Here is a 22,640-nt window from a genome sequence, read left to right on the forward strand (position 1 = left end):
GGCTGGCATGGCGCATAGCTGGATCAGCCCGCAGGCATCCAAGCAAAAATCTCAACAGCGCATAATCTATATTATGTTAAATGCGCTATGTGTGTCGATGGCTGATTGCAGGCAGAACGTCGGGCATGCCTCCCTCTCAGCGCAATCTACGATGTGGTCCAGATCGCTGCAGATGCATCGTCTGACGCTTTCACCGCGCGTTCTGCAGTTCGTGCACTCGTGGCTTCGTAGTTCCGCAACTTGTCGAGTTGCGCCTTGAGCCCGTGGGTGATGCACGCCTCCACCAGCGTCGCGTTAGTGTACAAGCCGTAGAGATCGACCAGCCGATAGAAGCCATCGGTCATCACCAGAACACTGGCGTCGTGCGTCAGTTCGACACTGTGTAGACGCGCGTGGAACGGCCCATTCGGATCAAGACACAGGACACCAGGCGCTGGCGCCAGGTTTTGTGATTCGCGGCGGGCTCGTAGCATCGGCAGCATCTGTTCGCGTCGACTTGCCGGATCCGCGATACCGTCGGCTGTCAATTTCGCAATCACATCCTGCAGAACAGCTTCCTGTGGATTCACGAATGGATCGAGATCGATACAAGGCCCGCTGGTCGTGTACAGCAGCGTCTTGCAGTCGCCAAGGCAGTACAGCGTCGCGTGTGCAGCCTCGTCGTGATGCGATATTCTCAACCAGGTCATTGCCGCAATTGGCCACGCGTGCACTGGAACGTCGCGACCGTCTGTCAGGTGCATAAACTGCGCTCGGACATCGGCGCTCGCCATCCGGACGCAATCAGGCTGATCGCGCCCTGGTATCAGTATTTTTTGAAGTGAATCGGTAAATGCATGGACGAACCATGCGACATCGCCGCGTACTTCGTCGATGTAGTCCCGTTCCGCCACGGATGAGCCACCGTCAATGACGATAATGTCGCTCACGTCGGCGCATGTGAACACTGCGATGTGGTCATCGTTGTGTTGCGAATTGGGGTTGGCACCAGCAGAAACATGTTCAATTTTCATTAAGCGACGTATATTTGATGATGCTGGGACTCTACCCTTATCAAGCACAGGGGACAAGGAGATACACCTGCTTCGAAACCTAACTCGACAATATATTCCCTAATGTCGATTGAGATTATTTCGGGCTGAGTTACTCCTACGCCTCTTGATGTCTGACATGTCTTGGCTGCACCTTGCCACCACCATCATCTTCTCTCACCTCGCTGAAAGTCTCAGATGAAAAACCTGGCCATCCCACTTGTCTATTTTGCTGGTATCACAAGCGCTATCGGCGCCCTCATCCACTTCGCTGCCATTGCTGGCGGAACTGGCTGGTTTATATTCTTCAATGCACCGCAGCAGGTCGTGGCATCATCGCGCGCCGGAACCTGGCTGGCACCAGTGAGCACCAGCATTATCGGACTACTCATGACGGTGTGCGCGGCCTACGCCTTCTCCGCACTGGGACGCTTGCCGCGCCTACCGCTACCCCGCCTCATGCTGGCCGGCATGGCCGGCGTCTGCCTGTTGCGCGCTGCAGTGATTGTGCCGCTGGCGATCAATCACCCGCAGCTGCGCACTACTTTTGAACTCATCAGCGCCGTCATCTGGGGCCTGGCCGGCGCCGGCTTCCTGGTCGCCTGCCTGACACCCGTGCGCCAAGCGCAGCCGCTGGCGCGCACGCCGCTCGGAACGATCACCTGAAACCCCTGCCCGTAAGGGTATCAAGATCTGTTGCCTCCTCATCGTCGACTGACTGGATCCACGCTCAATGAACATCATCGAATTCTGGTTCGATTTCGGCAGCAACTACAGCTACCTGAGCATGATGCGAATACGCCGCGCAGCGGCCGCTGCCAACTTGCGTGTCGAGCTGAAGCCGTTCATGCTCGGCCCGATCTTCAAGTCGCTCGGGTGGGAGACGTCGCCATTCGTGCTGCAGACGCTGAAAGGCGATTACGTATGGCGTGACATGCGCCGTCAGTGCGTCAAATACGGCTTGCGCTGGCAACGCCCTTCCCTATTTCCCCGTAATGCGCTGCTTGCCGCGCGCATCGCACTACAGGGCGAAGGCACGTCCTGGCTTGAAGATTTCTGTGAACAGGTCATGCTGGTCAATTTCGCGGACGACTGCGAAGTTGGCGACGAGGCGGTGCTGGCCGGGATTCTCGCCGGACTTGGTGCTGACAGTGCAGAGATCATCGCGGCAACCAAAACGGATGCGTGCAAGGCCGCGCTGCGTGCGCGCACAGCCGATGCCCAGGCCCGCGGTATCTTCGGCGCGCCCATGTTTTTCGTAGGCGACGAGATGTTCTGGGGGAATGACCGTCTCGAGGATGCCATCGCTTACGCTAAGACGATGGTAACGGCGGCAGGAGCAGCATGATTGTGTGCCGTGCTGTCGAGTAGACAATCTATGTTCCGAGTTGTGTTGGGTTGTAGATCCGATAGATACAACGCCGCTCAGGAACCGGCTACTTGCAGCGGGCGCTGAACACGCAAGAAAATCCAACGACGACATGCTCCCCGGCTCTCGCTAACTGCCGTGTGCCCGGCTGCATCCACACATCCCGCCCATTTCAGATTGCAGCAATCCGCGAGAGCCGCGCACGGCACGCATCCGGTGATTTGCACGTAACCGATGACTGCGTGACAATGCGATAACACTGACTGATCACTCAAAGGCACACCATGAACATCACCGTCCAGAATACTGTCCCCGCAACAACCCGCATCACGCTCGTCGGCGAAATGCACGATGGCACTTTCGCTGCCGAAGTCATGACCGAGACCGCCGTTCCCTACACGCCGTATTGGGATAACCTGCTTGAACAGCGCATCGTCTATATCCAACCCGATGATGAACAGCTCGAGGCCATCACCACGGCCTTGAACGAACGTCGTCTGACACTCGACGAGTTACAGAATTACGGCAGCGCTGAAGGCGGCACGTCGTCCATCCCGGTATAAGCAATCGGTCATCGCACAGGGGAAGTGGCAACGCCTCCCCTGCCGATCTGTGGTGACCATCGTTGAATCAGAGCCAACCTCTTTTTTGTAGACTTGTTTGAGTTTTAGTGCCAGTTCCGAAGTAGTTAGCTTTAGAATTTTCGGTTGGCGGTATTTTATATGTTGGTTAGTTACATTTCTAAATGGAAGACCTCGTCCTCTCGATCGTTTTAGTTGATGCCTCGGTCACCGTTCGAACGAAGAATCTCGTCGTGCCGCTCGTGGTCGGTCTTGTGCAGATAGGCTGCCGTCGTCGCGATATTCGCATGCCCCGCCGTGTCCTGCAACGTCTTGAGCTGCACCCCACTATTGGCATGGTTCGTCAGCATGCTGTGTCGCAACCAGTGCGGTGATGCCAGCCTCAGCATCGATGCACTATCGCCATCCCCTTTCGCGGCCGCGTCATCTGCTGCAAGCTGGAAGATCGCTTTGAGTGCTTCGGATGCGGCCTCGTCGGTGATCCCGACGTACTCTTTCGTACGGCTCGACAGCACCAGAGGCATGCGATCGCCCCTGCTCGTCTGCTCCAGTAGACCGAACGCGCGCCGATAGTCGCGGTAGGCGCCGATGGTGGCTGGCGGCGCCGGCAGCCGGCGCGGCTTGTTGCCCTTGCCCAGCACGTCGAGCCACCAGCGGCCGTCGCCCTCGCTGTAGACGGCGCCCATGTTCGCGCTGACGATTTCGTTCAGGCGCGCGCCGGTCTGGGCAAACGCAATCAACAGGAAGCGATCACGCGCGCGCTGACGCGCTGTCGCTTCGGTGTCGCCAGGCCGTGCTTCGGCCGCGGCCAGCGCATAGGCAATCGCGGCCGGACTCAGATAGCGGGTAATGCGGCTCGCGTGTGCAGCGCGGACATTACGCACGAGCCGCGCAGGATTGCGGCGCAGATAACCGGTTTGCTCGGCAAACGTCAAGACGCCCTTGATCGCAATCATCGCCTGGCGGCGGCTGGTGTCGGACAGGGGCCCGGTGAACGGCCGATAACGCGGATCGTTGCGTGGCCATTTGGTGGTACTGATCCACGCGGGCGGCGGCTGCCGGATGAATTCCTTGTAAAGATTGAGGTCACCGACGTTCAGTTGCTGGAATGTCTTGCCTGCTTCTTCGCGGCACCAAGTCAGGAACCGATACAGCTCCTTCTGCAGATTGGCAATCGACTTAGGGCTGAGCTCGCCATGGGAGATGTATTCGCGCGCCAGTTCGGCGTCGCTTGTGGCGGAGGTAACCGGCTCGTCGTCCATACTGGAGAAACTGCCCGCACCGAGCCGGCTGGCGGCCGCCCGATCAGGGTCAGCTGGTGGCAGTGGGTCGAGATTGATCGGTACGAACACAGGCATGAGCACTCAATAAGATAACTGTATGGATATACAGTATAGCACTGTGCTGCCGGGCTTCGTAAGGGCTACTGCCGCAAATTTTCGCTTAATTACCTACGAAGGGCGCTCTCGTCCTACAGCGCCATGCCCTGCGCGCCGATACATGGCCGCCCTGCCCTGCGGGACAATGGTTCATCCATTTCACGAAGGGGACTACCATGAACAGCAACGCACCCGCATCGACGACTGCAACCCAGGATGGCGCCACTGTCGGTATTGGCGGCCAGACCAGCGGCCAGCAAGGCGCGACGCCATCGCATGAGTCGCAGACGGAAACCGGCGGCAATGGCGGCCCGGGGCTGACCCGCAATCAATCAGGACCGTACGTAAACGCACCCGACGGTGCTGAAGGTAATGAGCCGCCAATTACTGACGGCAGCGCCGCGCCGCAGCCGGAAGCGCCGAGCACCGTACCGCTCGATACGGCAGCAACGCATACCAATCCAGGCGCGCAGGATACGCGGCCAGGCCAGGCCGGCCCGAAAGTGACGGGCATGGGCGCGCCGGAAACGGGTGGCAATCAAACTGCAGGTGATCTGCCGCCGTTCACGCGCTGATGTAAGTTGCGCACGCCGCTAACGTGTCGATGTTCGCCTGGCCGGCTATCCACGCAGGCCAGGCGAGCGTCAAGGCTTCATGGCGGGCTGCCTGCAGCGGCATATGCCTCGCTTGAGGCCTGCGCCGCCACCTGCTCCTGCTTCGCCAATTTGCGCCACCAGATCCACGACACGATCGCATTCACCCAGAAGCACATATACAGGAACGCCGTCAGGTACAAGCCACGGCTGAAGTACAGTGGCACGGCAATCGTGTTCACCAACAGCCAGACCGGCCAGCTCTCGATGCGCCGCCCCATCATCAGCAATTGCGCGATGACGGAAAACACCAGCACCGCCGAATCGATGAATGGTGCATAAGCATTGGTGTAGAAGTGGAGTCCAGCGCCATACGCGCCAGTGGCGATGAGACCGACCGGCGCCATCCATGCCATCGTGCGCCAGCCCGCATGGGTAATTGGTAGCGGTGCACCGCCCTTGCCATGCAACCAGCGCCACCACCCCAGCATACCCGTCACGACAAAGAAGGCTTGCAGCACGACGTCGGCATACAGCTGCGCCCCCATGAATAGCAAGCCAAACAGGGTGCAGCCAACAATCCCGGTCCACCAGGTGTGGACGTTGTTGCGGCCAGCCAGGAGGATGGCGACAGCCGTGAAGATGTTCGCGGCCAGTTCGAGGGGAGATGTCATCGGATGCGGCGGGGCCAGGCTGGGAACATAGTGAATGTCCTTTGAATAAGAGCGGCTACTCTACGCCACTCTCATGCCCCGCCGCAAGTTAGTGCAGAAGAATGCTTACAGCTTGATGGTGCCGTGCTCCGAATCCAGATCCGGCTGCTTGCCGGTCACGGCTGCCTTGGCGACGGCAAACAGGCGCACCATCTTGCTGTCGTTCGAATCCCAGTACTCGGCTGCGTGCGGGACCACGCGCACGAGCACGGCGTGCTGGTCTTCCGGGCCAGCCGGGAACCAGGCCTGGACCATCGGGTTCCACATGCTGCGAATCTTGTCGCGGTCGACGATGCGTTCGGCCGTGCCGCTGACCGAGACATACGTGCTGTCATCGATATCCGAGAAGCTGATGTTGACTTCAGGCTGGTGCGCAATGCTGTCCCACAGGGCGGTGCCCGAATGCACGAAGAACCAGATGCCGCCTTCGGCATCGACGTCCTGCTTGGTCATTGGCTGGCTGGCCAGGTGGTCGTGCTCGTCACGGAACGTGAACATGGCAAAGCGCAGGGAACCGATACGGTCTTCGAGGGCTGCTACGTGGGTGCGGTCTGCGGTCATGGTGAATCCTTGATTGGGTGAGTAATAAGCCATCCTAGCGTGCCGGACGCCGCCGTTCGGTGCGCGGGCGTACATTTGCGACCCGTTACGGATGAGGTTGGCCTGGTCACGCTGTCCCGCAGCCGGTAGCAAATCGCTTATAGTATTGCCTCTGTAAACATTTCAACCATCCCATGAAATTCGACGTCGCGATCGTCGGCAGCGGCCTGGCCGGCCTGTCGGTAGCCCTGCACCTGGCCCAGACCCGCAAGGTTGCCATCATCTCCAAGCGCACCCTGCTCGACGGCGCCAGCGCCTGGGCTCAGGGTGGTATCGCGGCAGTGCTCGATTCGGGCGACAGCCACGAGCAACACGTGGCCGATACCCTGGTTGCCGGCGCCGGTCTGTGCGACGAAACGGCTACGCGCTACATCGTCGAACACGGGCGCGAAGCGATCGAGTGGCTGATCGATCAGGGGGTGCCCTTCACGCGTGACGCTAGCGCCGAAATGGGCTTTCACTTGACGCGCGAAGGCGGCCACGGCCAGCGACGGATCATCCATGCAGCCGACGCCACCGGGTACGCCGTGCAGGTCACGCTGGAACAGAAGGTACGCGCTCATCCGAATATTTCGTTGTTCGAGCACCATGTCGCGATCGACGTCATCACGTCCGACAAGCTGCGGCCCAAGGTGGCCCATGGTAGCCAGCCGCGCTGCTACGGCCTGCACGTGCAGGATGTGAACAGTGGCGAGGTGCTCACCTTCGAGGCGGAGCAAACGGTGCTGGCCACGGGCGGTGCCGGCAAGGTGTATCTGTACACGACGAATCCGGACACCGCCACCGGCGACGGCATCGCGATGGCCTGGCGCGCCGGCTGCCGGGTGTCGAACATGGAATTCATCCAGTTCCACCCTACCTGCCTGTACCACCCGTATGCAAAGTCATTCCTGATCACCGAAGCGATCCGCGGCGAAGGCGGCCTGCTCAAATTGCCGCCGGAAGCAGGCGCACAGGCCGGCGAGCGCTTCATGCCGGCGCATGACGCGCGCGGCGAGCTGGCGCCGCGCGATGTGGTGGCACGCGCGATCGACTTCGAGATGAAGAAACGGGGCCTGGATTACGTCAACCTCGACATCAGTCACCAGCCCCCCGAATTTTTGATGGAGCACTTTCCGACCATCTATGCGCGCTGCCTCGAACTGGGCATCGACATCACGCAGCAACCGATCCCCGTCGTGCCGGCCGTGCACTTTACCTGCGGCGGCGTGGTCACCGATCTGGCCGGACGAACCGATATTCCCGGCCTGTATGCGGTGGGCGAAGTCGCCTGCACGGGCCTGCACGGTGCCAACCGGCTGGCCAGCAATTCGCTGCTCGAATGCGTCGTCGTCGGCCGTGCCTGCGCGCAGCAGATCGCTGCGAGTCCGGCGATTGCCAACCCTGCGCTGCCGGACTGGGACGCCAGCCGTGTCACGAACGCCGACGAAGAAGTGGTGATCGCCCACAACTGGGACGAGCTGCGCCGCTTCATGTGGAATTACGTCGGCATCGTGCGCACGACCAAGCGACTCGAACGCGCGCTGCACCGGATCAAGCTCCTCAAGGAAGAGATCGACGAGTACTACCGCAACTTCCGCATCACGCCCGATCTGCTCGAGCTGCGCAATCTGGTCGAAGTCGCGCACCTGATCGTGAAAAGCGCGATGTCGCGCCACGAAAGCCGCGGCCTGCATTACTCGCGCGACTTCCCCGACACCTTGCCCAAGGCACTCCCGAGCGTGCTCACGCCGCGCCGGCGTTAGCATGGAACGGCAGCGGCTTTCACTTACCACCGTACTGCTGCTGAGCATCCCACCCGTACTGTGGGCGGGCAATGCCATCATTGGCCGTCTCGTGCGCGACGCCATGCCGCCGATGACGCTCAACCTGTTGCGCTGGTCGATCGCCCTCCTCATCCTGCTGGTGCTGGGCCGCGCCGCCCTGCGCCCTGGCAGCGGCGTACTGCGCAACTGGCGCCGCTACGCCCTGCTTGGCCTCCTGGGCATTGGACTCTACAACTCCATGCAATACCTGGCGCTGACGACCTCGTCGCCGCTGAACGTGACGCTCGTTGCGTCCGGCGTGCCGGTCTGGATGCTGCTGGTCGGCCGGCTGTTCTACAACGTGCCGGTCAAGGGGCGCCAGATCGGCGGCGCCGTGCTGTCGATTGCCGGCGTGCTGGTCGTCATGTGCCGGGGCAGCCTGGCCGAGCTGGCCGCGCTGCGCCTCGTGGCGGGCGACCTGATCATGATTGTGGCGACCATCGTCTGGTCGTTCTACAGCTGGTCGCTGCTGCAGAAGAACGATGTGCCGGCGCTGCGTGCGGACTGGGCCGCCTTCCTGCTGGCCCAGGTAGCGTATGGCGTGCTGTGGTCGGCCGCGCTGGCCGGCGGCGAGTGGGTGCTGAGCACGCCGCAGATCGTCTGGAGCTGGCCCCTTGCCGGCGCCCTGCTCTACCTGGCGATCGGGCCGGCGATCATCGCCATGCGTTGCTGGGGTGCGGGCGTCCAGCGCGCCGGGCCCGGGATCAGCGCGTTCTTCATCAATCTGACACCGCTGTTTACGGCGCTGCTATCGGCCGCCTTTCTGGGCGAACTGCCGCAGTTGTACCACGTGGCGGCGTTCGGCCTGATCGTCGGCGGAATTGTCGTGTCGGCGCGCTGATTGCAGAGCGGTGGTACGATTCCACCCATGAACGACGAACTTGGCAATTCACTTGGCGAACACCACGCGGCCACGCAGCTGGCCACGTTTCTCGAACAATATCCCCGTGCGCTGGTGCTCACCGGCGCGGGTCTGTCGACGGCATCCGGCATCCCCGATTACCGCGACCGGGATGGCGTGCGGCGCGGCAGGGTCCCGATCCAGGGGCCGGAATTCCGGCGCGACCCGGCAATCCAGCGCCGCTATTGGGCGCGCAGCATGGTGGGCTGGCGGATGATGTCCGGCGCCGCGCCCAATGCTGGCCACCGAGCGTTGGCCGCGCTTGGTGCGGACAACCGGATCGGCTCGATCCTGACGCAAAACGTCGATGGCCTGCATACCCAGGCGGGTAGTCGCGATGTGCTGGAATTGCATGGCAATATCCACCATGTGACGTGCCTCGGCTGCGGGGCAAACTTCACCCGCGCTGCGCTGCAGGTACAGCTCGAGGCAGACAATCCGGGCCTGCGCCAGGTGCTCGCGCAGCCGCTGCCCGATGGCGACGCCGAGATCGATCCGGATGCGGTGACGGAATTCACGGCGCCGGCATGCGTGCACTGTGGCGGCATGCTGATGCCCGACGTCGTATTCTTTGGCGACAATGTGCCGGCCGCGCGTACGGCGGCCGCGCTGGCACGGATGGAAGCGGCCGACGCACTGCTCGTGGTCGGCTCATCGCTGATGGTGTATTCGGGGTTTCGATTCTGTCGGCTGGCCGAAGCGGCCGGCAAACCGATTGCAGCGCTGAACCTGGGGCGCACGCGTGCTGACGACATGCTCACGCTGAAGATTGAAGCATCCGCCGAGCGGGTCTTGCCAATCGTGGCCGATATTGCCGTAGGGTGGACGGCTATGCCGTCCACGCGTTCAAGTTAAGGTGATTTCGTGGTGCGCCACGGCTCGTTGAACGCGTGGACGGAGAATCCGTCCACCCTACTAATTATTGCTGAACTTGATCACCAAACCGGTGATCAACGCCGCCGCCATCGCAATCGACAGCACGCCGTGCAAAACCGGCGAACCGATCGATGCATCCGACGCTGCAGCATCCCGTTGCATCGCCATCGCCCGGCTCAACACGACCGGGCGCAGGAAGCCACGAATACCGACCAGCAGCATGCCGATGCCGAAGAACAGTTCGCCCTTCATATTGTAGAGAATCCCGTCCATCAACTGGGGCACGCCCAGCAGCAGGCCGAAGCCGAGCCAGAACAGGCGGAACACAAGCGAACGTTTCAGTTTGGTGGTGATCGACATAATGTGGTCTGAGAGTTGAGCGGTGCGATCAGACGATGCGCAGCGAATAATCGGTGGCGTGCACATCCTTGGTCAGGCTGCCGATGGAAATACGGTCCACGCCCGTTTCGGCAATCGCGCGCACGGTGTCCAGATTGATGCCGCCCGACGCTTCCAGCAGCGCGCGGCCGCTATTGACCTGCACCGCCTCGCGCATCATGGCCAGATCAAAATTATCGAGTAGCACCGACTTGACGCCGGCCGCCAGTGCTTCTTCGAGCTGGGCGATCGTTTCGACTTCGATCTGCACCGGCACGCCGGCGTTCAGGTTGGCGGCCGCCGTCAGCGCGGGCGTGACGCCCCCGGCAGCGGCAATGTGGTTTTCCTTGATCAGGATGCCGTCATACAGCGCCATGCGCTGGTTCTTGCCGCCACCGACGCGCACCGCGTACTTCTGCGCCTGGCGCAGGCCCGGCAACGTCTTGCGGGTATCGAGGATCGCCGCGTTCGTGCCCGCGATGACGTCGACGTAGCGTCGGGTGGCAGTCGCGACGCCCGACAGCAGTTGCAGGAAGTTCAGCGCCGCGCGCTCGGCCGTGAGCAGCGCACGCGGGTTCGCCGTGATCGTGCAGACAGTGCTGTTGGCCGGCATCAGGTCGCCTTCGGCAAACTGCCACGCGATGTCGGTGTCCTGGTCGACCGCGAGCATGACGCCCTCGAACCACGGCGCGCCGCACAGCACGGCCGCTTCGCGCACGATCACGCGCGCCGTAACGCGGGTGTCGTTTGGCACCAGCTTGCCGGTCAGGTCGCCGCTGCCGATGTCTTCCAGTAGCGCGGCCAGGATATTTTGTTCAAATGCCGCCTGCAGCTTGTCGTCAAACTGGGCGTGGGGATTGTGCAGACTGGTCATGCGGGGCCGACTCCGGAAAACATGGGGGCATTCTGTTCGAGCGCGCCGGTTGGCAGCGCCTTGGCGCGCTTGGCCGCAGCAAAGTCGAGCATGCGGTCGATCGCGCGCTTGGCTTGCAGGCCGACGGCAGGATCGACGTGCACTTGATTGGCGCCTGATTCGAGCACGTCGGCCAGATTGCGCAGACCGTTCATCGCCATCCACGGGCAATGCGCGCAGCTCTTGCAGGTGGCGCTGTTGCCGGCGGTCGGCGCTTCGATGAAGGTCTTGCCGGGAGCGGCCATCTTCATCTTGTGCAGGATGCCATTGTCAGTGGCGACGATGAAGTGGGTGGCGTCCAGCGTCTGCGCGGCATTGATCAGCTGCGTGGTCGAGCCGACCACGTCGGCCTGCGCCACGACGTTCGCCGGCGACTCCGGATGCACGAGTACCTTGGCCAGCGGGTATTCGGCCTTGAGCAGGTCGAGTTCGATGCCCTTGAATTCGTCGTGCACCAGGCACGAGCCCTGCCACAGCAGCATGTCGGCGCCGGTCTTGGTCTGGATGTACGAGCCCAGGTGGCGGTCAGGCGCCCACAGGATTTTCTTGCCCTGCGCGTGCAACTCGGCCACGATGTCCAGGCCAATGGACGACGTGACCATCCAGTCAGCGCGCGCCTTCACGGCGGCGCTCGTGTTGGCATAGACGACAACAGTGCGGTCGGGATGCTGATCGCAGAATGCTGCGAACTCGTCGGCCGGGCAGCCGAGGTCGAGCGAACAAGTCGCATCGAGATCGGGCATCAGGATCGTTTTTTCGGGGCTGAGGATCTTGGCCGTCTCACCCATGAAGCGCACGCCGGCCACGACGAGCGTTTGCGCAGCGTGGTCACGGCCGAAGCGCGCCATTTCCAGTGAGTCGGATACGCAGCCGCCGGTTTCTTCAGCCAGGTCCTGCAGGTCGGCGTCCACGTAATAGTGAGCGACGAGGACGGCGCCTTTTTCTTTCAGCAGGCGCCGGATCTTGTCCTTGAGCGCGTTGCGCTCGGCCAGTTCGGGCGCGCTGGGGATGCGTGCCCAGGCCTCGGCGGTGCAGGCCAGACCGGCCTGGGGCCGGTCGTATTCATATGTCTTGATCGGTACGGTGTCCATACTCTTCTCGGTCTCCTTGGCAGGGGGCGCGTCGAACACAGCACCCCTGCCACTACTACATTACGCGTCGATGCCCTGGCTCGCCAGGTATTCCTCGTAGTTACCGCGGAAATCGACGATCTCGTTTTCACGGATTTCCAGCACGCGCGTGGCCAGCGACGAGACGAACTCGCGGTCGTGCGAGACGAAGATCAGGGTGCCGGCATATTTGTCCAGCGCGATGTTCAGCGACTCGATCGACTCCATGTCCATGTGGTTGGTCGGCTCATCGAGCAGCAGCACATTGTGACGGCCCAGCATCAGCTTGCCGTACATCATGCGGCCCTTCTCACCACCGGACAGCACATTGACCGACTTCTTGACTTCGTCGCCGCCAAACAGCAGGCGACCCAGGATCGAGCGCACGGCCTGGTCGTCGTCACCTTCTTGCGTCCACTGGCCCATCCAGTCGGTCAGGTTGTCGCCCACCGCGAATTCTTCGGTCGGATCCTGCGGCATGTAGCCAGGATTGGCGTTCTCGGCCCACTTGACGCGGCCGCCATCCGGCTGCAGACCGCACAGCTCGCCGCCAATCGTGCGCAGCAGCGTGGTCTTGCCGGCGCCGTTGGCACCGATGATCGCGATGCGCTCGCCGGCCTCGACCATGATCGAGAAATTCTTGAACAGCTGACGGTCGTAGGCTTTCGAGATGTTCTCGGCTTCCACCGCCAGGCGGTGCAGCTTCTTCTCGCCTTCGAAGCGCACGAACGGATAGGCGCGCGAGGATGGCTTGAACTCTTCGATCTTGATCTTGTCGATCTGCTTGGCGCGCGACGTGGCCTGGCGTGCCTTGGACTTGTTGGCCGAGAAGCGGCGGACAAAATCCTGCAGTTCCGCGACCTTCTCTTTGGCCTTGGCATTGTTCGACAGCTGCTGGTTGCGAGCCTGCGTCGAGGCCAGCATGTATTCGTCGTAGTTACCCGGATACACCTTCAGCGTGCCGTAATCCATGTCGGCCACGTGCGTGCAGACCTGGTTCAGGAAGTGGCGATCGTGGGAAATGATGATCATCGTGGAGTTACGCTCGTTGAGCATGTCTTCCAGCCAGCGGATCGTGTTGATGTCCAGGTTGTTGGTCGGCTCGTCGAGCAGCAGGATGTCCGGATTCGAGAACAGCGCCTGCGCCAGCAGCACGCGCAGCTTCCAGCCCGGCGCCACGGCGCTCATCGGCCCCTGGTGCAGCTCGGTGCCGATGCCCAGGCCCAGCAGCAGTTCGCCGGCGCGCGCTTCGGCCGAGTAGCCGTCGTATTCGGCAACCTTGCCTTCGAGCTCGGCGGCTTTCATGTAGTCGTCGTCGGTGGCCTCAAGGTTCGCGTAGATCGCATCGCGTTCGGCGATCGCGTTCCACAGCTCGGTGTGGCCCATCATGACGACGTCGAGCACGCGCGTGTCTTCGTAGGCGAACTGGTCCTGGCGCAGCTTACCCAGGCGCTCGCCCGGATCCAGGCTGACGTTACCGGCGGATGGCTCGAGGTCGCCGCCCAGGATTTTCATGAACGTCGACTTGCCGCAGCCGTTGGCGCCGATCAGGCCGTAGCGGTTGCCGTCGCCGAAGCGCACGGAAATGTTCTCGAAGAGCGGCTTGGCGCCGAATTGCATCGTGATGTTGGCTGTGGATAGCACTGTATGACCCCAAAAAGCGTATTTGATTAACCGACTATTTTACCATCGCATGCCCTGCAGGGCGAATGGGCTGGATTGGCGGGCGCCGTTGGCCGATGCCGGCTCAGGCGAGACGCACGGTCGGGTAGTCCGACAGCGAAAGGCTGAAACCATCAGCGTCCGACTCCAGGTGCCCTTGCGCACCAAACGGAATCGTGACGCGCCGTGGAATATGACCAAAACTCAGCCCCGTGAGCACGGGTACTGGCAACGTGCGGCGCACATAGGCCAGCATGGCGTCGAAGTCGTAGCCATTGTCCAGCGGCCCCAGCCGATAGCCGGAAAAGTCGCCCAGCACCACCGCTTGCTGGCGCTCCAGCACGCCCGTCTGCATCAGTTGCAGCAGCAGGCGCTCGACGCGGTACGGGTGTTCGCTGATGTCTTCGAGCCACAGGATGCCGCCGTCGATCTGAGGAAAGTATGGCGTGCCGACGAGCGAGCCGATCATGGCGAGGTTGCCGCCCCAGACCGTCCCGCGCACATCGAGCTGCGGGTTGCCGCTGACGGTCTCGCGGATCGTGTGCGTCGGACCACTAAGACAGGCCCAGAAATCGTCGAGCGTGAACGGCACCGCTTCTTCGGCGCCGAAGTCACCCGCCACCATCGGGCCGGCGTAACTGAGCGCGCCCGTTCTGGCCATCAGGCCCATGTGCAGCGCCGTGACATCGGAAAAGCCGACGATGATCTTGCCGCTGGCAGCAATCGCGTCAAAATCGATAGCGGGCAACAGGCGGCTGATACCGTAACCACCACGCAGCGCGATGATCAGGTGGATGTCAGGGTCTCGCACGGCCGCATGCAGTTGCGCGAGGCGGGCGTCGTCGGTGCCGCCGAAGCGCTGGTGCGTGCAGCTGTGATCGTAGTAATTGCGGACCAGGCAGCCCTGCGCTTCAAAGCGTGCGATAGCGCGCTCGACGGCGAGCGGATCGTTGGTGCAGCCGGCGGGCGCCACGATGGCGATGCCGAGACGGGAAGTGATCACGGGTGGCGACAAGACGGTAGGTGGAGTCTGGAAACATCTTACCGCGCCCACCGGTGCCGATCAAGGTCGGCCGGCAGCGCCAGCCACCTCACCCGCGAAGGGTCAGACTGCGCTGGCCTTCTTCGCCAATGCGCGCCGCTCGGCAAAAAAGGCGCGCAGCAGGCTGCTGGCCTGATCGGCCAACACGCCGCCAACCACGTCCGTGTGATGGTTCAGCGATGGCTCGTCGAACAGGTTCACGACCGAGCCGCAGGCACCGGTCTTCGGGTCCGTCGCCGCGTAAATCACACGTGCCAGGCGCGCATGCATCATCGCGCCCGAGCACATGATGCACGGCTCGAGCGTCACGTACAGCTCGCAGCCGGGCAGCCGGTAGTTGCCCAGCTTGTCGGCGGCGGCGCGCAGCGCCACGATTTCGGCATGCGCGGTCGGATCGTGCCCGCTGATCGGCTGATTGAAACCGGTCGCGATGACTTCGCCATCTTTGACCACGATGGCGCCGACCGGCACTTCGCCGCGGTCCCATGCTAACTGCGCCTGGGCCAGGGCGAGCGCCATGAAACGCGCGTGCGCCGCATCCGCAGCATGGTCATGCACGACTGCGGACGGCACATCAGGCATCGGTGATCTCGGCCCAGCAGTTCGGGGTTTCGTGCAGCACGAGCTTGTGCAGGCGCAGACCCGTGCCGAAACGGTCGATGAACACGGTTTTGAGGATCGTGAACGCCACTTGCGCGAGATTTTCCACGGTCGGGATGCGGTCGATGACCACCGTCTTGTGATCCGGCAGCGACGACAGGAAGTCCAGCACCTTGTCATCCTTTTCGTACACGATGAAGGCATGGTCCCACACGTCGACCAGGTGCTGCTTGGCTAGCGCCTTGACGTCGGAGAAATCCATGATCATGCCGTTGTCGGAATTGCCGTCAGCGTCGATGACTTCGCCGGTCAGCGTAATTTCGAGGGTATAGCGATGCCCGTGCAGGTTGCGGCACTGGCTCTTGTGGTCGGGAATCCGGTGTCCGGCATCGAATTCAAGCTTGCGGGTAATGGTCAACATTGCTGCTTTACTAGGTAATGGAGTGAAAATGGAGTGAATAAGTCAGGGAATCTGGAGCAGCTTGTGGGTCTGCAGGCTCAGCTTCCATTTCGGATTGGCACGGCACGTCTCGATGGCCAGGCGGATATTCTGCGCCGCAAGCGGCCCATCCATCGCTTGCACGAAGAAGTGCTCGAAGTCGAGCCGCTCGTAGGCCGCCAGGTCTTGCCCGATTTGCGGGATGACCACCTTGATTTCGCTGCCTTTTTCGACAACCAGCGTCGAGCCCATCTTGGGGCTGACGCAGATCCAGTCGACGCCTTCCGGCACCGGCAGTGTGCCATTGGTCTCAATGGCGATGGTGAAGCCGCGCTCGTGCATGGCGTCGATCAGGGCGCGGTCGAGCTGCAGCAGCGGTTCGCCACCCGTGAACACGACATATTTACTCGCGGGATAGGTGGCCGGCCACAGGCCGTCGATCTCGGCGGCGAGCAGCGCCGCTTCCTTGAACTTGCCGCCGCGCTCGCCGTCAGTGCCAACGAAATCGGTATCGCAGAACTGGCAGATCGATGTGGCGCGGTCCTGCTCGCGGCCGGTCCACAGATTGCAGCCGGAAAAGCGGCAGAATACGGCCGGCCGGCCAGCGTGGGCGCCCTCTCCCTGCAAGGTGTAGAAGATCTCTTTAATGCTGTAAGTCACGTTAAGCCTCTCGTCAACCTTCCATTATAGCGCGGCGCATTCGCCGGCGCAGCGGATGTCGTGGACCGCTGAGAGCGTGTCGGAAACGTCAGGTTTGAGACTGAACAATATTCCTACATGAGCTGAGCGGTAAGTTCTTACGGAAACTTCCGACACCTTCACGAGGGCAATCATGAACAAACCGAACTTTTTGCTGGTGACCTTGCCCTTCGTCGCCAGCGGCGCCAGCGCGAGTGACGCCTATTTCATGGTGCCGATGCTGCTACGCAGCGCCGCGCCCGAACTACTGGCCTGCGTCCTGGTGACGCTGGCCGCGCTGGTGCTGGCATGCCTGAGCCTGCGGCGCAGCATGGGCCTGGAAGAACGGGCCCAGGCCCTGCACGGCCAACTGGCGGCCGAACGTGAGTCGCGCGCGCAGTCCGAGCAGGCATTGGCCGACAACCACGATGTCGTGTACCGCCTGGTGCGCCAGAACGAAGATGTGCGCGACAGCGAACGCACGCGGATCGCGCGCGAACTGCAGAGCGAGCTGGGCCGGCGCCTGCTGACACTGCGCACCGACCTCACGACTTTGCACGACAGCGCTACGTCGGCCGAGGCGCCAGCCCTTGCCAGCCGCCTGGCCAGTGCCATGACCCATCTCGACGGTGCGCTGGGCGCCGTGCGTGCGGTGGCGAGCGGCTTGCGTGGCTTTGGTCCGGGCGATGGCCTGCGCCACGCACTCGAACGCTGCCTGGCCGAGCACGCACACCTGTACGGCATGCCCTACCGCTTCGAGGCCGGCATGGACCCCAGCTCGCGCGCGAGCCAGGATCGCGCCGCGCGGCTGGCCGTGTTTCGTGTGCTGCAGGATGTGCTGGCCACGGCTGCGCGGGTCCAGCACGGCGAACTGCACGTGCGCCTGCTGGAAAACGCCAGCTCGCTGGGGCTGGAAATCGACGGCTGCGCCAGCGCCCCGGGCGAAGTCGCCTCGCTGCCGGCCGAGTTGATCGACCAGATCCGCGCCATGGGCGGCGTGCTGCGCGTCGTCGCCACCGCCGGGGATGCCGGGCGCTGGTCCTTGTCGTTGCCGGTCAGGCATCCCGCCACCGAACTGGCTGCGGAAATGGCCGTGGTTGCATAATCGGCGTGTAATGATCGGCGTGTGATGACCGGCGTGCGACCGCACAACCGTGTACGTTAAACACAACGCTGAAACCTCCTTGCTAAAGATCAATAGCGGGTGTTGATGCGAGTAGCAGAATCGGTTCCTGACGGCAGCCACCCGGTTGCCGCAAACCGAAGCGCTACCACTCGCAGAGGACTGCTCATGATCAACACAAGCAGCAGCGCGCCATACCCGACAGCCCTGCTCCGGGACGTCGCCTTCGTCGGTCAGTTGATGGAAAGCCTGTCGGTACCGGTCTTCGTGCTCGATACCCATGCGCGCGTAACGATCTGGAACCGTGCCTGTGAGCAGCTGACCGGCGTGCCGGCGCCCGAGGTGCTGGGCACGGACGACCACTGGCGCAGCTTCTACGACGTCCAGCGGCCTACCCTCGCCGATCTCGTCCTGCGTACCGGTTGCGATCCGGCACAGGCGGGCGAGGCGCTCGCCGCCCCGGGCGATGCCGGGCGCGCCACGCCGGGGCTGTCCATCGAGAGCTGGTGCGACATGCCGCGTGCCGGCCGGCGGCGCTACCTGGCGGCGGACGCCAGTCCCATCTTCGACGCGAGCGGCCAGCTGTCGGCGGTGGTCGAAACCCTGCGCGACCTGACTGATGAAAAAATGGCCCAGGCGGCACTGGAGCAGCTCGCGACCCGCGACGGCCTGACCGGCCTGGCCAACCGGCGCTGCTTCGATGACACACTCAATGCGGAATGGGCGCGCGCGCTGCGTCAGGTGCAACCGCTTTCGCTGCTGATGGTCGACGTCGACAACTTCAAGGCCTACAACGATGCCCATGGCCACCTGGGCGGCGACGAATGCTTAAAGCGCGTTGCGCGCGCCGTGGCCAGCGAAATGCGGGCCAATGACCTGGTCGCGCGCTATGGCGGCGAAGAATTCGCCGTGGTGCTGCCGAACCAGTCGCTCAAGGGCGCGGCCATCGTTGCTGAGCGCATCCGCAGCCGGGTCGAACAACTGCAGCTGCCGTGCCGCTTTGCCGCCGGCCACGTCACCGTGTCGATCGGCGCGGCCACGGCCATCGCCGGGCCGGACAACCATGCGAACCAGCTGGTCGCGATTGCCGATGCGGCGCTGTACCGGGCCAAGCACCTTGGGCGTAACCGGATCAGTCTGCCGATGACCGAGGCGGCCTGACAGCGGTGCTGTCCATGCATTCAACCTGCGGCGTCGGCTGAACGCGTGGACGGGAAACCCGTCCACCCTACGCCATAGCTTCGGAATACCGCGAATGAAACAAAAAAACGGCGCCAACCGGCGCCGTTTTTACTTCTGTCAATGGCCCGACAGGCTTAACGCATCATGCGTTCCCAGCCGTGACGCACTGCCGATTTCATTTTGTCCCAGGTCGACTGCTCGCCTGGATAACGGTTGTCCCAATCGCTGCGCAGATCGGCTTCGACTTCGGTCCATGGACGGTTACGGTACTTCTCTTCGCGCGCCATTTCCGAACCGTAGTTGTAGGCCGGACGGAATTCGTCGTAGGCGCTACCGGTGCTGCCGTAGACCGAATTCCAGTGGTTGCGGTAGTAGATGTCGTCGTCGTTGTCGTCTGTCATCTTGTCCCAGCCATGACGCACGGCATTCTTGACGCGGTCCCATGCCGATGGCTCGCTGCTGTCGCTGCCAGTGGTCGAGAATTCGCGGGTGCCGTCAATGCGGTTGTCCCAGCCCGTACGCAGGTCGGTTTCGACATCGTCCCATGGACGATTACGGTACATCTCGTTGCGGCGCATTTCGGTGCCGTACGAGTAGGCCGGCTTCAGGTCGTCGTACTTTTCGCCGGTCGACGCGTAGGTGCTGTCGTAGTGGCTGCGGTACTGGTCGTCGTCGTTGTCACCGGTCATGCGTTCCCAGCCGTGACGCACGGCGGCCTTCATTTTTTCCCAGGTCGATGGCTCGCCACCGGTCGCGTAACGGCTGTCCCAGTCGTTGCGCAGGTCGGCTTCGATATCGTCCCAGGCGCCGTTGGTGTAGCGGCCGCTGCGGGCAGCTTCGCTACCGTAGCTGTAGGCTGGTGCGTACTCGTCGTACGATGCGCCGGTCGCGCTGTACGTGGTGTCGAAATGATTGCGGTAATAGGTATCGTCGCCGTCGAGGGAGCCCATTGCGCTGCGGCCCGAACCCGATGCAAGACCGGTGGCCGTACCCAGTGCAGCATCGGACTGGCCGCGCGAGAAGATGCGCACGCCGTTACGCTGCTTGTCGGTGAACTGGGTACCGCTGGTGCCGACGCCGCTGGTGTTGCTGGTGTTGCTGGTGTTGCTCATGGTCGTATCGCGCTGCAGCGAGTCACCACGGTCAACCGCCGTCGAACCCTGGCGGATCGAACCGTCCAGCGCCGAACCCTGGATTGCCGTGTCACGCAGGGTCGAGCCTTGCAGCGACGTGCCGCCGGTGGCGGTCAGGCCGCTCTGGCCCAGTGGTTCCTGGTGCGTCGAGTTGGTCAGATCGGACGTGCCCAGCGATTCCTGGTGCTGGAACAGTTGACGGTCGCCTGGATTGTCCAGCGATGGGATCGCCGCGGCTTGCACCGAGCCGGCGCCAGTCGAGGTTGGAGTCGAGGTCGGGGTCGAGCTCGATTGTGCCGACATCGACGATGCCTGCTGCATGCCGATCGTGCTGCCGGCGTGCATCGCGCCGCTGCTGAAGCCGGTCGATGCCAGATCTGGCGTGCCGCTCGACGTTTCATCGATGTCGGTCGGGCCGTAGCGTTCGACGATGTCGGCGCCGCGCTCGACTTCCGGCAGCGAATTGGCGACCAGCGTCAGCACATGGCTACCGCGGTTGACAGCGCCTTCGTAGCGGTTGGCGTGTTCGGCGTTATCCGAACCGAACAGGTCGCCGAAGAAATTCTTGATGCTGGCCGTGATGCCCGTGTCGCCATCGGCGCTGCGGGTGGTGTCGAGATCGGACGATGCGTTCAGGCTATCGCTCTGACCAATCGTGTCTGCATCGGCGGTCGACAGTCGCACATCGGTGCGGGTAAAGCCCGACGACAGCAATTCGTTCATGGCGTTTTGTGCGTCAGTGCGGTTATCGAACACCGCGACGAGGGTATGTTGCATGGTCGTTCCTCCGAAATAGTAGGTCTTGCGCGGGCGGCGACGCCGCCTCTTTCGTTCGCGCTATGTTGTCAACATTACTCTATTCTCGGTGGAACTCGCACACCATTGACGAGCGGAAATTTAGTTCCGCCCGACACACGTCCCTCTCCTCGTCTCGACCTGCCTTTTAGGCAAATGGATTGTCGATCGTCTTGACTTCAGGAGGCGGCAATTGCTCTGGCAACTCGCCAGCCGATGCGCGCGCTTCCAGTGCGGCGACGATCTCACCCAGCACGGCGTGCAGGCGGCGGGCGTGCGCCAGGCCGGGCACGTCCGCAGTCAGGTCGACGTCGCCCGCAATCGTGATGCGGTCGAGCCGGTTTTCCAGCGTCAGGTCGCCAATGCCGATGACATCGGCTTCATTGGCGAACGGGACAAAGCTGACGGGTTTTTTCTTGCTCATGGAATCTCCGTGTTATGAACGTTTCTTGGAAGGCTTGACCGTCGGCAGGCGCAGCATGCGCTCCTTTTGCTTCGTGCTCAGCGACGGCAGCAGTTCGATGCCGACGATCCGCTCGAGCTCGGCCACGGGCACGACGTTGATCGGGGCATCGGCCCGGTTTTCGGTCAGCCAGGCCGCGCCCAGGCGCTGACGCGGGCTGTACACCACCTTGTACAGATGGGTCGGCACAATCACGTTGCCGACTTTTTTCAGGCTCGTGCCCAAGAATGCCGGCCCCGTGATCACGTACAGCTCGCCTTCCTTCTTTGCCATCGTGCGCACGGCGCCTTCGATCGGCGCCCAGATCTTGCGGTTATGGTCACGGTCCTGCGGGACCATATTGGCCAGCGAAAAACTCTCGCGCTGGGTGCGGCGGTCGGGCATGTTCGCGTTCGGCGCCAGATGGCCGCGGTCGAAACCGCTGCGGGCGTAATCGGCCAACTCGGCGCGCTGACCGCGCGGCAGGCGCGACTCGGCATGGAATTTATCGTCCCGATCAAGACCCTGCGCTCGCTTGAGATTATCGGCGCGCACATATTCGGCGGACCACAATGGCGTGCGGGTCACGCCCGAATGCACGACGCCAAACACGCCGTAGCACAGCTCGCGCGTAGACACGGCCAGCTTCTGGTTCTGGATTTCCGGCGGACGGCCGTCGAGGTAATGGACAGGGCAACTCGCGGCCTGGACGGCGGCGGAGGCCAGCAGCGCGCCGGCGAATGCAAGCCGGGCGGCAATACTGGCAAAAGACAATCGGAACATGATGACGATACAGTGAGGGAAACAGCGGGCATTCTAGCTGAGCGACAATTTCCCGAGCATAAAATTCTCGTAGCGCATCAGCACCGGCGTGGCACGCCACGCCCGCGCAGCTTGCGGCAGTCGGTGTTGACGTGCGCCCTGCCCCCAGTCGCTGCGACATAATTGGCGCATATCAAATCAACGTTGGAGATTATCATGACCGATCAAGAGCAAGCAGACCGCAAGCCAAACGTGCCGGTGCCAGCCGGCGGCCAGGAACAACGCTCCGAGAACCTGCTGCCGGGCGAAGAAGGTTTCGAGGACGGCCGTTTCGACGTCGCCGAGGAAGTCAGTCTCGACCAGCACTCCGACGAAGCGCGGCGCATCGGCCAGGCGCCGGGCAACGGCATCGCCGATTCCCTGCCAGAAGCACTGAAAGCCCCGGTGCCATCGCAGCAGGTACCTGAAAAACCGTAATACCGTGATTGCGCGGCCGGCGCCAGTGGTGCCCGCCGTCTTTCTTGTTTGCGGGCA

At 62.6% G+C, this 22,640-nt stretch carries 25 protein-coding genes; 10 read left to right on the forward strand and 15 right to left on the reverse strand.

The genetic code is table 11. From position 1 onward, the window contains the following. Positions 1–146: 146 nt before the first annotated feature. Positions 147–1,013 carry a hypothetical protein gene (locus HD842_RS06410; RefSeq protein WP_183552392.1) on the reverse strand — a complete coding sequence of 289 codons (867 nt, stop codon included), beginning with the start codon at positions 1,011–1,013 and terminating at the stop codon, positions 147–149. Positions 1,014–1,229: 216 nt separating this feature from the next. Between HD842_RS06410 and HD842_RS06415 the strand changes: the two genes are divergently transcribed. The 3 genes from HD842_RS06415 to HD842_RS06425 all read left to right on the forward strand — a co-directional run bounded on the left by HD842_RS06415 (position 1,230) and on the right by HD842_RS06425 (position 2,963). Further along, positions 1,230–1,697: a hypothetical protein gene (locus HD842_RS06415; RefSeq protein WP_183552394.1), complete on the forward strand. Its 468-nt coding sequence runs from the start codon at positions 1,230–1,232 to the stop codon at positions 1,695–1,697. Positions 1,698–1,764: 67 nt separating this feature from the next. Continuing rightward, the gene (locus HD842_RS06420) at positions 1,765–2,379 is read left to right on the forward strand and encodes a 2-hydroxychromene-2-carboxylate isomerase (protein WP_183552396.1); all 615 of its coding nucleotides are present in this window, start codon (positions 1,765–1,767) and stop codon (positions 2,377–2,379) included. Between the two features lie 305 nt (positions 2,380–2,684). After that, positions 2,685–2,963, forward strand: a complete 279-nt coding sequence (locus tag HD842_RS06425) for a hypothetical protein (protein ID WP_183552398.1) — start codon at positions 2,685–2,687, stop codon at positions 2,961–2,963. A 209-nt stretch (positions 2,964–3,172) separates the two neighbouring features. Here the strand turns inward: HD842_RS06425 and HD842_RS06430 are convergent, their stop codons facing one another. Then, positions 3,173–4,339 carry a tyrosine-type recombinase/integrase gene (locus HD842_RS06430; RefSeq protein WP_183553675.1) on the reverse strand — a complete coding sequence of 389 codons (1,167 nt, stop codon included), beginning with the start codon at positions 4,337–4,339 and terminating at the stop codon, positions 3,173–3,175. Positions 4,340–4,536: 197 nt separating this feature from the next. Here HD842_RS06430 and HD842_RS06435 point away from each other — a divergent pair, with 197 nt between their 5' ends. Beyond that, positions 4,537–4,935, forward strand: a complete 399-nt coding sequence (locus tag HD842_RS06435) for a hypothetical protein (protein ID WP_183552400.1) — start codon at positions 4,537–4,539, stop codon at positions 4,933–4,935. Between the two features lie 77 nt (positions 4,936–5,012). Here the strand turns inward: HD842_RS06435 and pnuC are convergent, their stop codons facing one another. Both pnuC and HD842_RS06445 read right to left on the reverse strand, forming a co-directional pair. Next, positions 5,013–5,627, reverse strand: a complete 615-nt coding sequence (gene pnuC, locus HD842_RS06440) for a nicotinamide riboside transporter PnuC (RefSeq protein WP_183552402.1) — start codon at positions 5,625–5,627, stop codon at positions 5,013–5,015. A 105-nt stretch (positions 5,628–5,732) separates the two neighbouring features. Further along, on the reverse strand, positions 5,733–6,227 hold the full coding sequence (locus HD842_RS06445) for a pyridoxamine 5'-phosphate oxidase family protein (RefSeq protein WP_183552405.1): 495 nt from the start codon (positions 6,225–6,227) through the stop codon (positions 5,733–5,735). Positions 6,228–6,400: 173 nt separating this feature from the next. Between HD842_RS06445 and nadB the strand changes: the two genes are divergently transcribed. Genes nadB through HD842_RS06460 form a run of 3 tightly spaced genes read left to right on the forward strand, consistent with a single transcriptional unit; the run spans position 6,401 to position 9,827 of the window. Beyond that, on the forward strand, positions 6,401–8,011 hold the full coding sequence (gene nadB / locus HD842_RS06450; protein ID WP_183552406.1) for an L-aspartate oxidase: 1,611 nt from the start codon (positions 6,401–6,403) through the stop codon (positions 8,009–8,011). Position 8,012: 1 nt separating this feature from the next. Next, a complete protein-coding gene (locus tag HD842_RS06455) occupies positions 8,013–8,912 on the forward strand; it encodes a DMT family transporter (RefSeq protein WP_183552407.1) in 900 nt (299 codons plus the stop codon). Positions 8,913–8,939: 27 nt separating this feature from the next. Then, a complete protein-coding gene (locus tag HD842_RS06460) occupies positions 8,940–9,827 on the forward strand; it encodes an NAD-dependent protein deacetylase (RefSeq protein WP_183552408.1) in 888 nt (295 codons plus the stop codon). Between the two features lie 60 nt (positions 9,828–9,887). Here HD842_RS06460 and HD842_RS06465 read toward each other — a convergent pair whose 3' ends face one another. The 8 genes from HD842_RS06465 to queE form a co-directional block, all read right to left on the reverse strand. Beyond that, positions 9,888–10,208, reverse strand: coding sequence for a hypothetical protein (locus HD842_RS06465; RefSeq protein ID WP_183552409.1), 321 nt, complete (start codon positions 10,206–10,208; stop codon positions 9,888–9,890). 28 nt (positions 10,209–10,236) lie between these two features. Then, positions 10,237–11,100, reverse strand: coding sequence for a carboxylating nicotinate-nucleotide diphosphorylase (gene nadC / locus HD842_RS06470; protein ID WP_183552410.1), 864 nt, complete (start codon positions 11,098–11,100; stop codon positions 10,237–10,239). Further along, complete coding sequence (gene nadA, locus HD842_RS06475) at positions 11,097–12,230, reverse strand: quinolinate synthase NadA (protein ID WP_183552411.1); 1,134 nt, start codon at positions 12,228–12,230, stop codon at positions 11,097–11,099. The genes nadC and nadA overlap by 4 nt, the downstream gene beginning before the upstream one ends. Positions 12,231–12,290: 60 nt before the next feature. Continuing rightward, positions 12,291–13,892 (reverse strand): ABC-F family ATPase, encoded by a 1,602-nt coding sequence (locus HD842_RS06480; RefSeq protein ID WP_183552413.1) that lies wholly within the window; start codon positions 13,890–13,892, stop codon positions 12,291–12,293. Positions 13,893–13,995: 103 nt separating this feature from the next. Continuing rightward, a complete protein-coding gene (ldcA, locus tag HD842_RS06485) occupies positions 13,996–14,913 on the reverse strand; it encodes a muramoyltetrapeptide carboxypeptidase (RefSeq protein WP_183552415.1) in 918 nt (305 codons plus the stop codon). Positions 14,914–15,015: 102 nt separating this feature from the next. Next, positions 15,016–15,534, reverse strand: coding sequence for a tRNA adenosine(34) deaminase TadA (tadA, locus tag HD842_RS06490; RefSeq protein ID WP_183552417.1), 519 nt, complete (start codon positions 15,532–15,534; stop codon positions 15,016–15,018). After that, on the reverse strand, positions 15,527–15,973 hold the full coding sequence (gene queD, locus HD842_RS06495) for a 6-carboxytetrahydropterin synthase QueD (RefSeq protein WP_183552419.1): 447 nt from the start codon (positions 15,971–15,973) through the stop codon (positions 15,527–15,529). Before queD ends, tadA begins: the two co-directional genes overlap by 8 nt. Before the next feature lie 42 nt (positions 15,974–16,015). Further along, positions 16,016–16,651 (reverse strand): 7-carboxy-7-deazaguanine synthase, encoded by a 636-nt coding sequence (queE, locus tag HD842_RS06500; protein ID WP_183552421.1) that lies wholly within the window; start codon positions 16,649–16,651, stop codon positions 16,016–16,018. A gap of 172 nt (positions 16,652–16,823) precedes the next feature. Here queE and HD842_RS06505 point away from each other — a divergent pair, with 172 nt between their 5' ends. Together HD842_RS06505 and HD842_RS06510 are read left to right on the forward strand one after the other, a co-directional pair. Continuing rightward, positions 16,824–17,774: a histidine kinase gene (locus HD842_RS06505; RefSeq protein WP_183552423.1), complete on the forward strand. Its 951-nt coding sequence runs from the start codon at positions 16,824–16,826 to the stop codon at positions 17,772–17,774. 186 nt (positions 17,775–17,960) lie between these two features. Beyond that, entirely contained in the window at positions 17,961–18,953 is a 993-nt protein-coding gene (locus HD842_RS06510) for a GGDEF domain-containing protein (protein WP_370660795.1), read from the forward strand. Positions 18,954–19,108: 155 nt separating this feature from the next. Here the strand turns inward: HD842_RS06510 and HD842_RS06515 are convergent, their stop codons facing one another. From HD842_RS06515 to HD842_RS06525, 3 genes are all read right to left on the reverse strand, one after another. Continuing rightward, the gene (locus HD842_RS06515; protein ID WP_183552425.1) at positions 19,109–20,884 is read right to left on the reverse strand and encodes a hypothetical protein; all 1,776 of its coding nucleotides are present in this window, start codon (positions 20,882–20,884) and stop codon (positions 19,109–19,111) included. Positions 20,885–21,050: 166 nt separating this feature from the next. After that, positions 21,051–21,326, reverse strand: a complete 276-nt coding sequence (locus HD842_RS06520; protein WP_183552427.1) for a hypothetical protein — start codon at positions 21,324–21,326, stop codon at positions 21,051–21,053. A 12-nt stretch (positions 21,327–21,338) separates the two neighbouring features. Beyond that, positions 21,339–22,127: a DNA/RNA non-specific endonuclease gene (locus HD842_RS06525; protein ID WP_183552429.1), complete on the reverse strand. Its 789-nt coding sequence runs from the start codon at positions 22,125–22,127 to the stop codon at positions 21,339–21,341. Positions 22,128–22,322: 195 nt separating this feature from the next. Between HD842_RS06525 and HD842_RS06530 the strand changes: the two genes are divergently transcribed. Next, complete coding sequence (locus HD842_RS06530; protein WP_183552431.1) at positions 22,323–22,583, forward strand: hypothetical protein; 261 nt, start codon at positions 22,323–22,325, stop codon at positions 22,581–22,583. Positions 22,584–22,640: the final 57 nt, after the last annotated feature.

Source organism: Massilia aurea (genome assembly GCF_014200505.1).
Classification (GTDB): Bacteria; Pseudomonadota; Gammaproteobacteria; order Burkholderiales; family Burkholderiaceae_D; genus Telluria; species Telluria aurea_B.

Excerpts from the sequence above, each read along its gene's own strand:
- HD842_RS06410 (WP_183552392.1), bottom strand. The coding sequence starts at position 1,013 with ATGAAAATTGAACATGTTTCTGCTGGTGCCAACCCCAATTCGCAACAC.
- HD842_RS06415 (WP_183552394.1), top strand. The coding sequence starts at position 1,230 with ATGAAAAACCTGGCCATCCCACTTGTCTATTTTGCTGGTATCACAAGC.
- HD842_RS06420 (WP_183552396.1), top strand. The coding sequence starts at position 1,765 with ATGAACATCATCGAATTCTGGTTCGATTTCGGCAGCAACTACAGCTAC.
- HD842_RS06425 (WP_183552398.1), top strand. The coding sequence starts at position 2,685 with ATGAACATCACCGTCCAGAATACTGTCCCCGCAACAACCCGCATCACG.
- HD842_RS06430 (WP_183553675.1), bottom strand. The coding sequence starts at position 4,339 with ATGCCTGTGTTCGTACCGATCAATCTCGACCCACTGCCACCAGCTGAC.
- HD842_RS06435 (WP_183552400.1), top strand. The coding sequence starts at position 4,537 with ATGAACAGCAACGCACCCGCATCGACGACTGCAACCCAGGATGGCGCC.
- pnuC (WP_183552402.1), bottom strand. The coding sequence starts at position 5,627 with ATGACATCTCCCCTCGAACTGGCCGCGAACATCTTCACGGCTGTCGCC.
- HD842_RS06445 (WP_183552405.1), bottom strand. The coding sequence starts at position 6,227 with ATGACCGCAGACCGCACCCACGTAGCAGCCCTCGAAGACCGTATCGGT.
- nadB (WP_183552406.1), top strand. The coding sequence starts at position 6,401 with ATGAAATTCGACGTCGCGATCGTCGGCAGCGGCCTGGCCGGCCTGTCG.
- HD842_RS06455 (WP_183552407.1), top strand. The coding sequence starts at position 8,013 with ATGGAACGGCAGCGGCTTTCACTTACCACCGTACTGCTGCTGAGCATC.
- HD842_RS06460 (WP_183552408.1), top strand. The coding sequence starts at position 8,940 with ATGAACGACGAACTTGGCAATTCACTTGGCGAACACCACGCGGCCACG.
- HD842_RS06465 (WP_183552409.1), bottom strand. The coding sequence starts at position 10,208 with ATGTCGATCACCACCAAACTGAAACGTTCGCTTGTGTTCCGCCTGTTC.
- nadC (WP_183552410.1), bottom strand. The coding sequence starts at position 11,100 with ATGACCAGTCTGCACAATCCCCACGCCCAGTTTGACGACAAGCTGCAG.
- nadA (WP_183552411.1), bottom strand. The coding sequence starts at position 12,230 with ATGGACACCGTACCGATCAAGACATATGAATACGACCGGCCCCAGGCC.
- tadA (WP_183552417.1), bottom strand. The coding sequence starts at position 15,534 with ATGCCTGATGTGCCGTCCGCAGTCGTGCATGACCATGCTGCGGATGCG.
- queD (WP_183552419.1), bottom strand. The coding sequence starts at position 15,973 with ATGTTGACCATTACCCGCAAGCTTGAATTCGATGCCGGACACCGGATT.
- HD842_RS06505 (WP_183552423.1), top strand. The coding sequence starts at position 16,824 with ATGAACAAACCGAACTTTTTGCTGGTGACCTTGCCCTTCGTCGCCAGC.
- HD842_RS06510 (WP_370660795.1), top strand. The coding sequence starts at position 17,961 with ATGATCAACACAAGCAGCAGCGCGCCATACCCGACAGCCCTGCTCCGG.
- HD842_RS06515 (WP_183552425.1), bottom strand. The coding sequence starts at position 20,884 with ATGCAACATACCCTCGTCGCGGTGTTCGATAACCGCACTGACGCACAA.
- HD842_RS06520 (WP_183552427.1), bottom strand. The coding sequence starts at position 21,326 with ATGAGCAAGAAAAAACCCGTCAGCTTTGTCCCGTTCGCCAATGAAGCC.
- HD842_RS06525 (WP_183552429.1), bottom strand. The coding sequence starts at position 22,127 with ATGTTCCGATTGTCTTTTGCCAGTATTGCCGCCCGGCTTGCATTCGCC.
- HD842_RS06530 (WP_183552431.1), top strand. The coding sequence starts at position 22,323 with ATGACCGATCAAGAGCAAGCAGACCGCAAGCCAAACGTGCCGGTGCCA.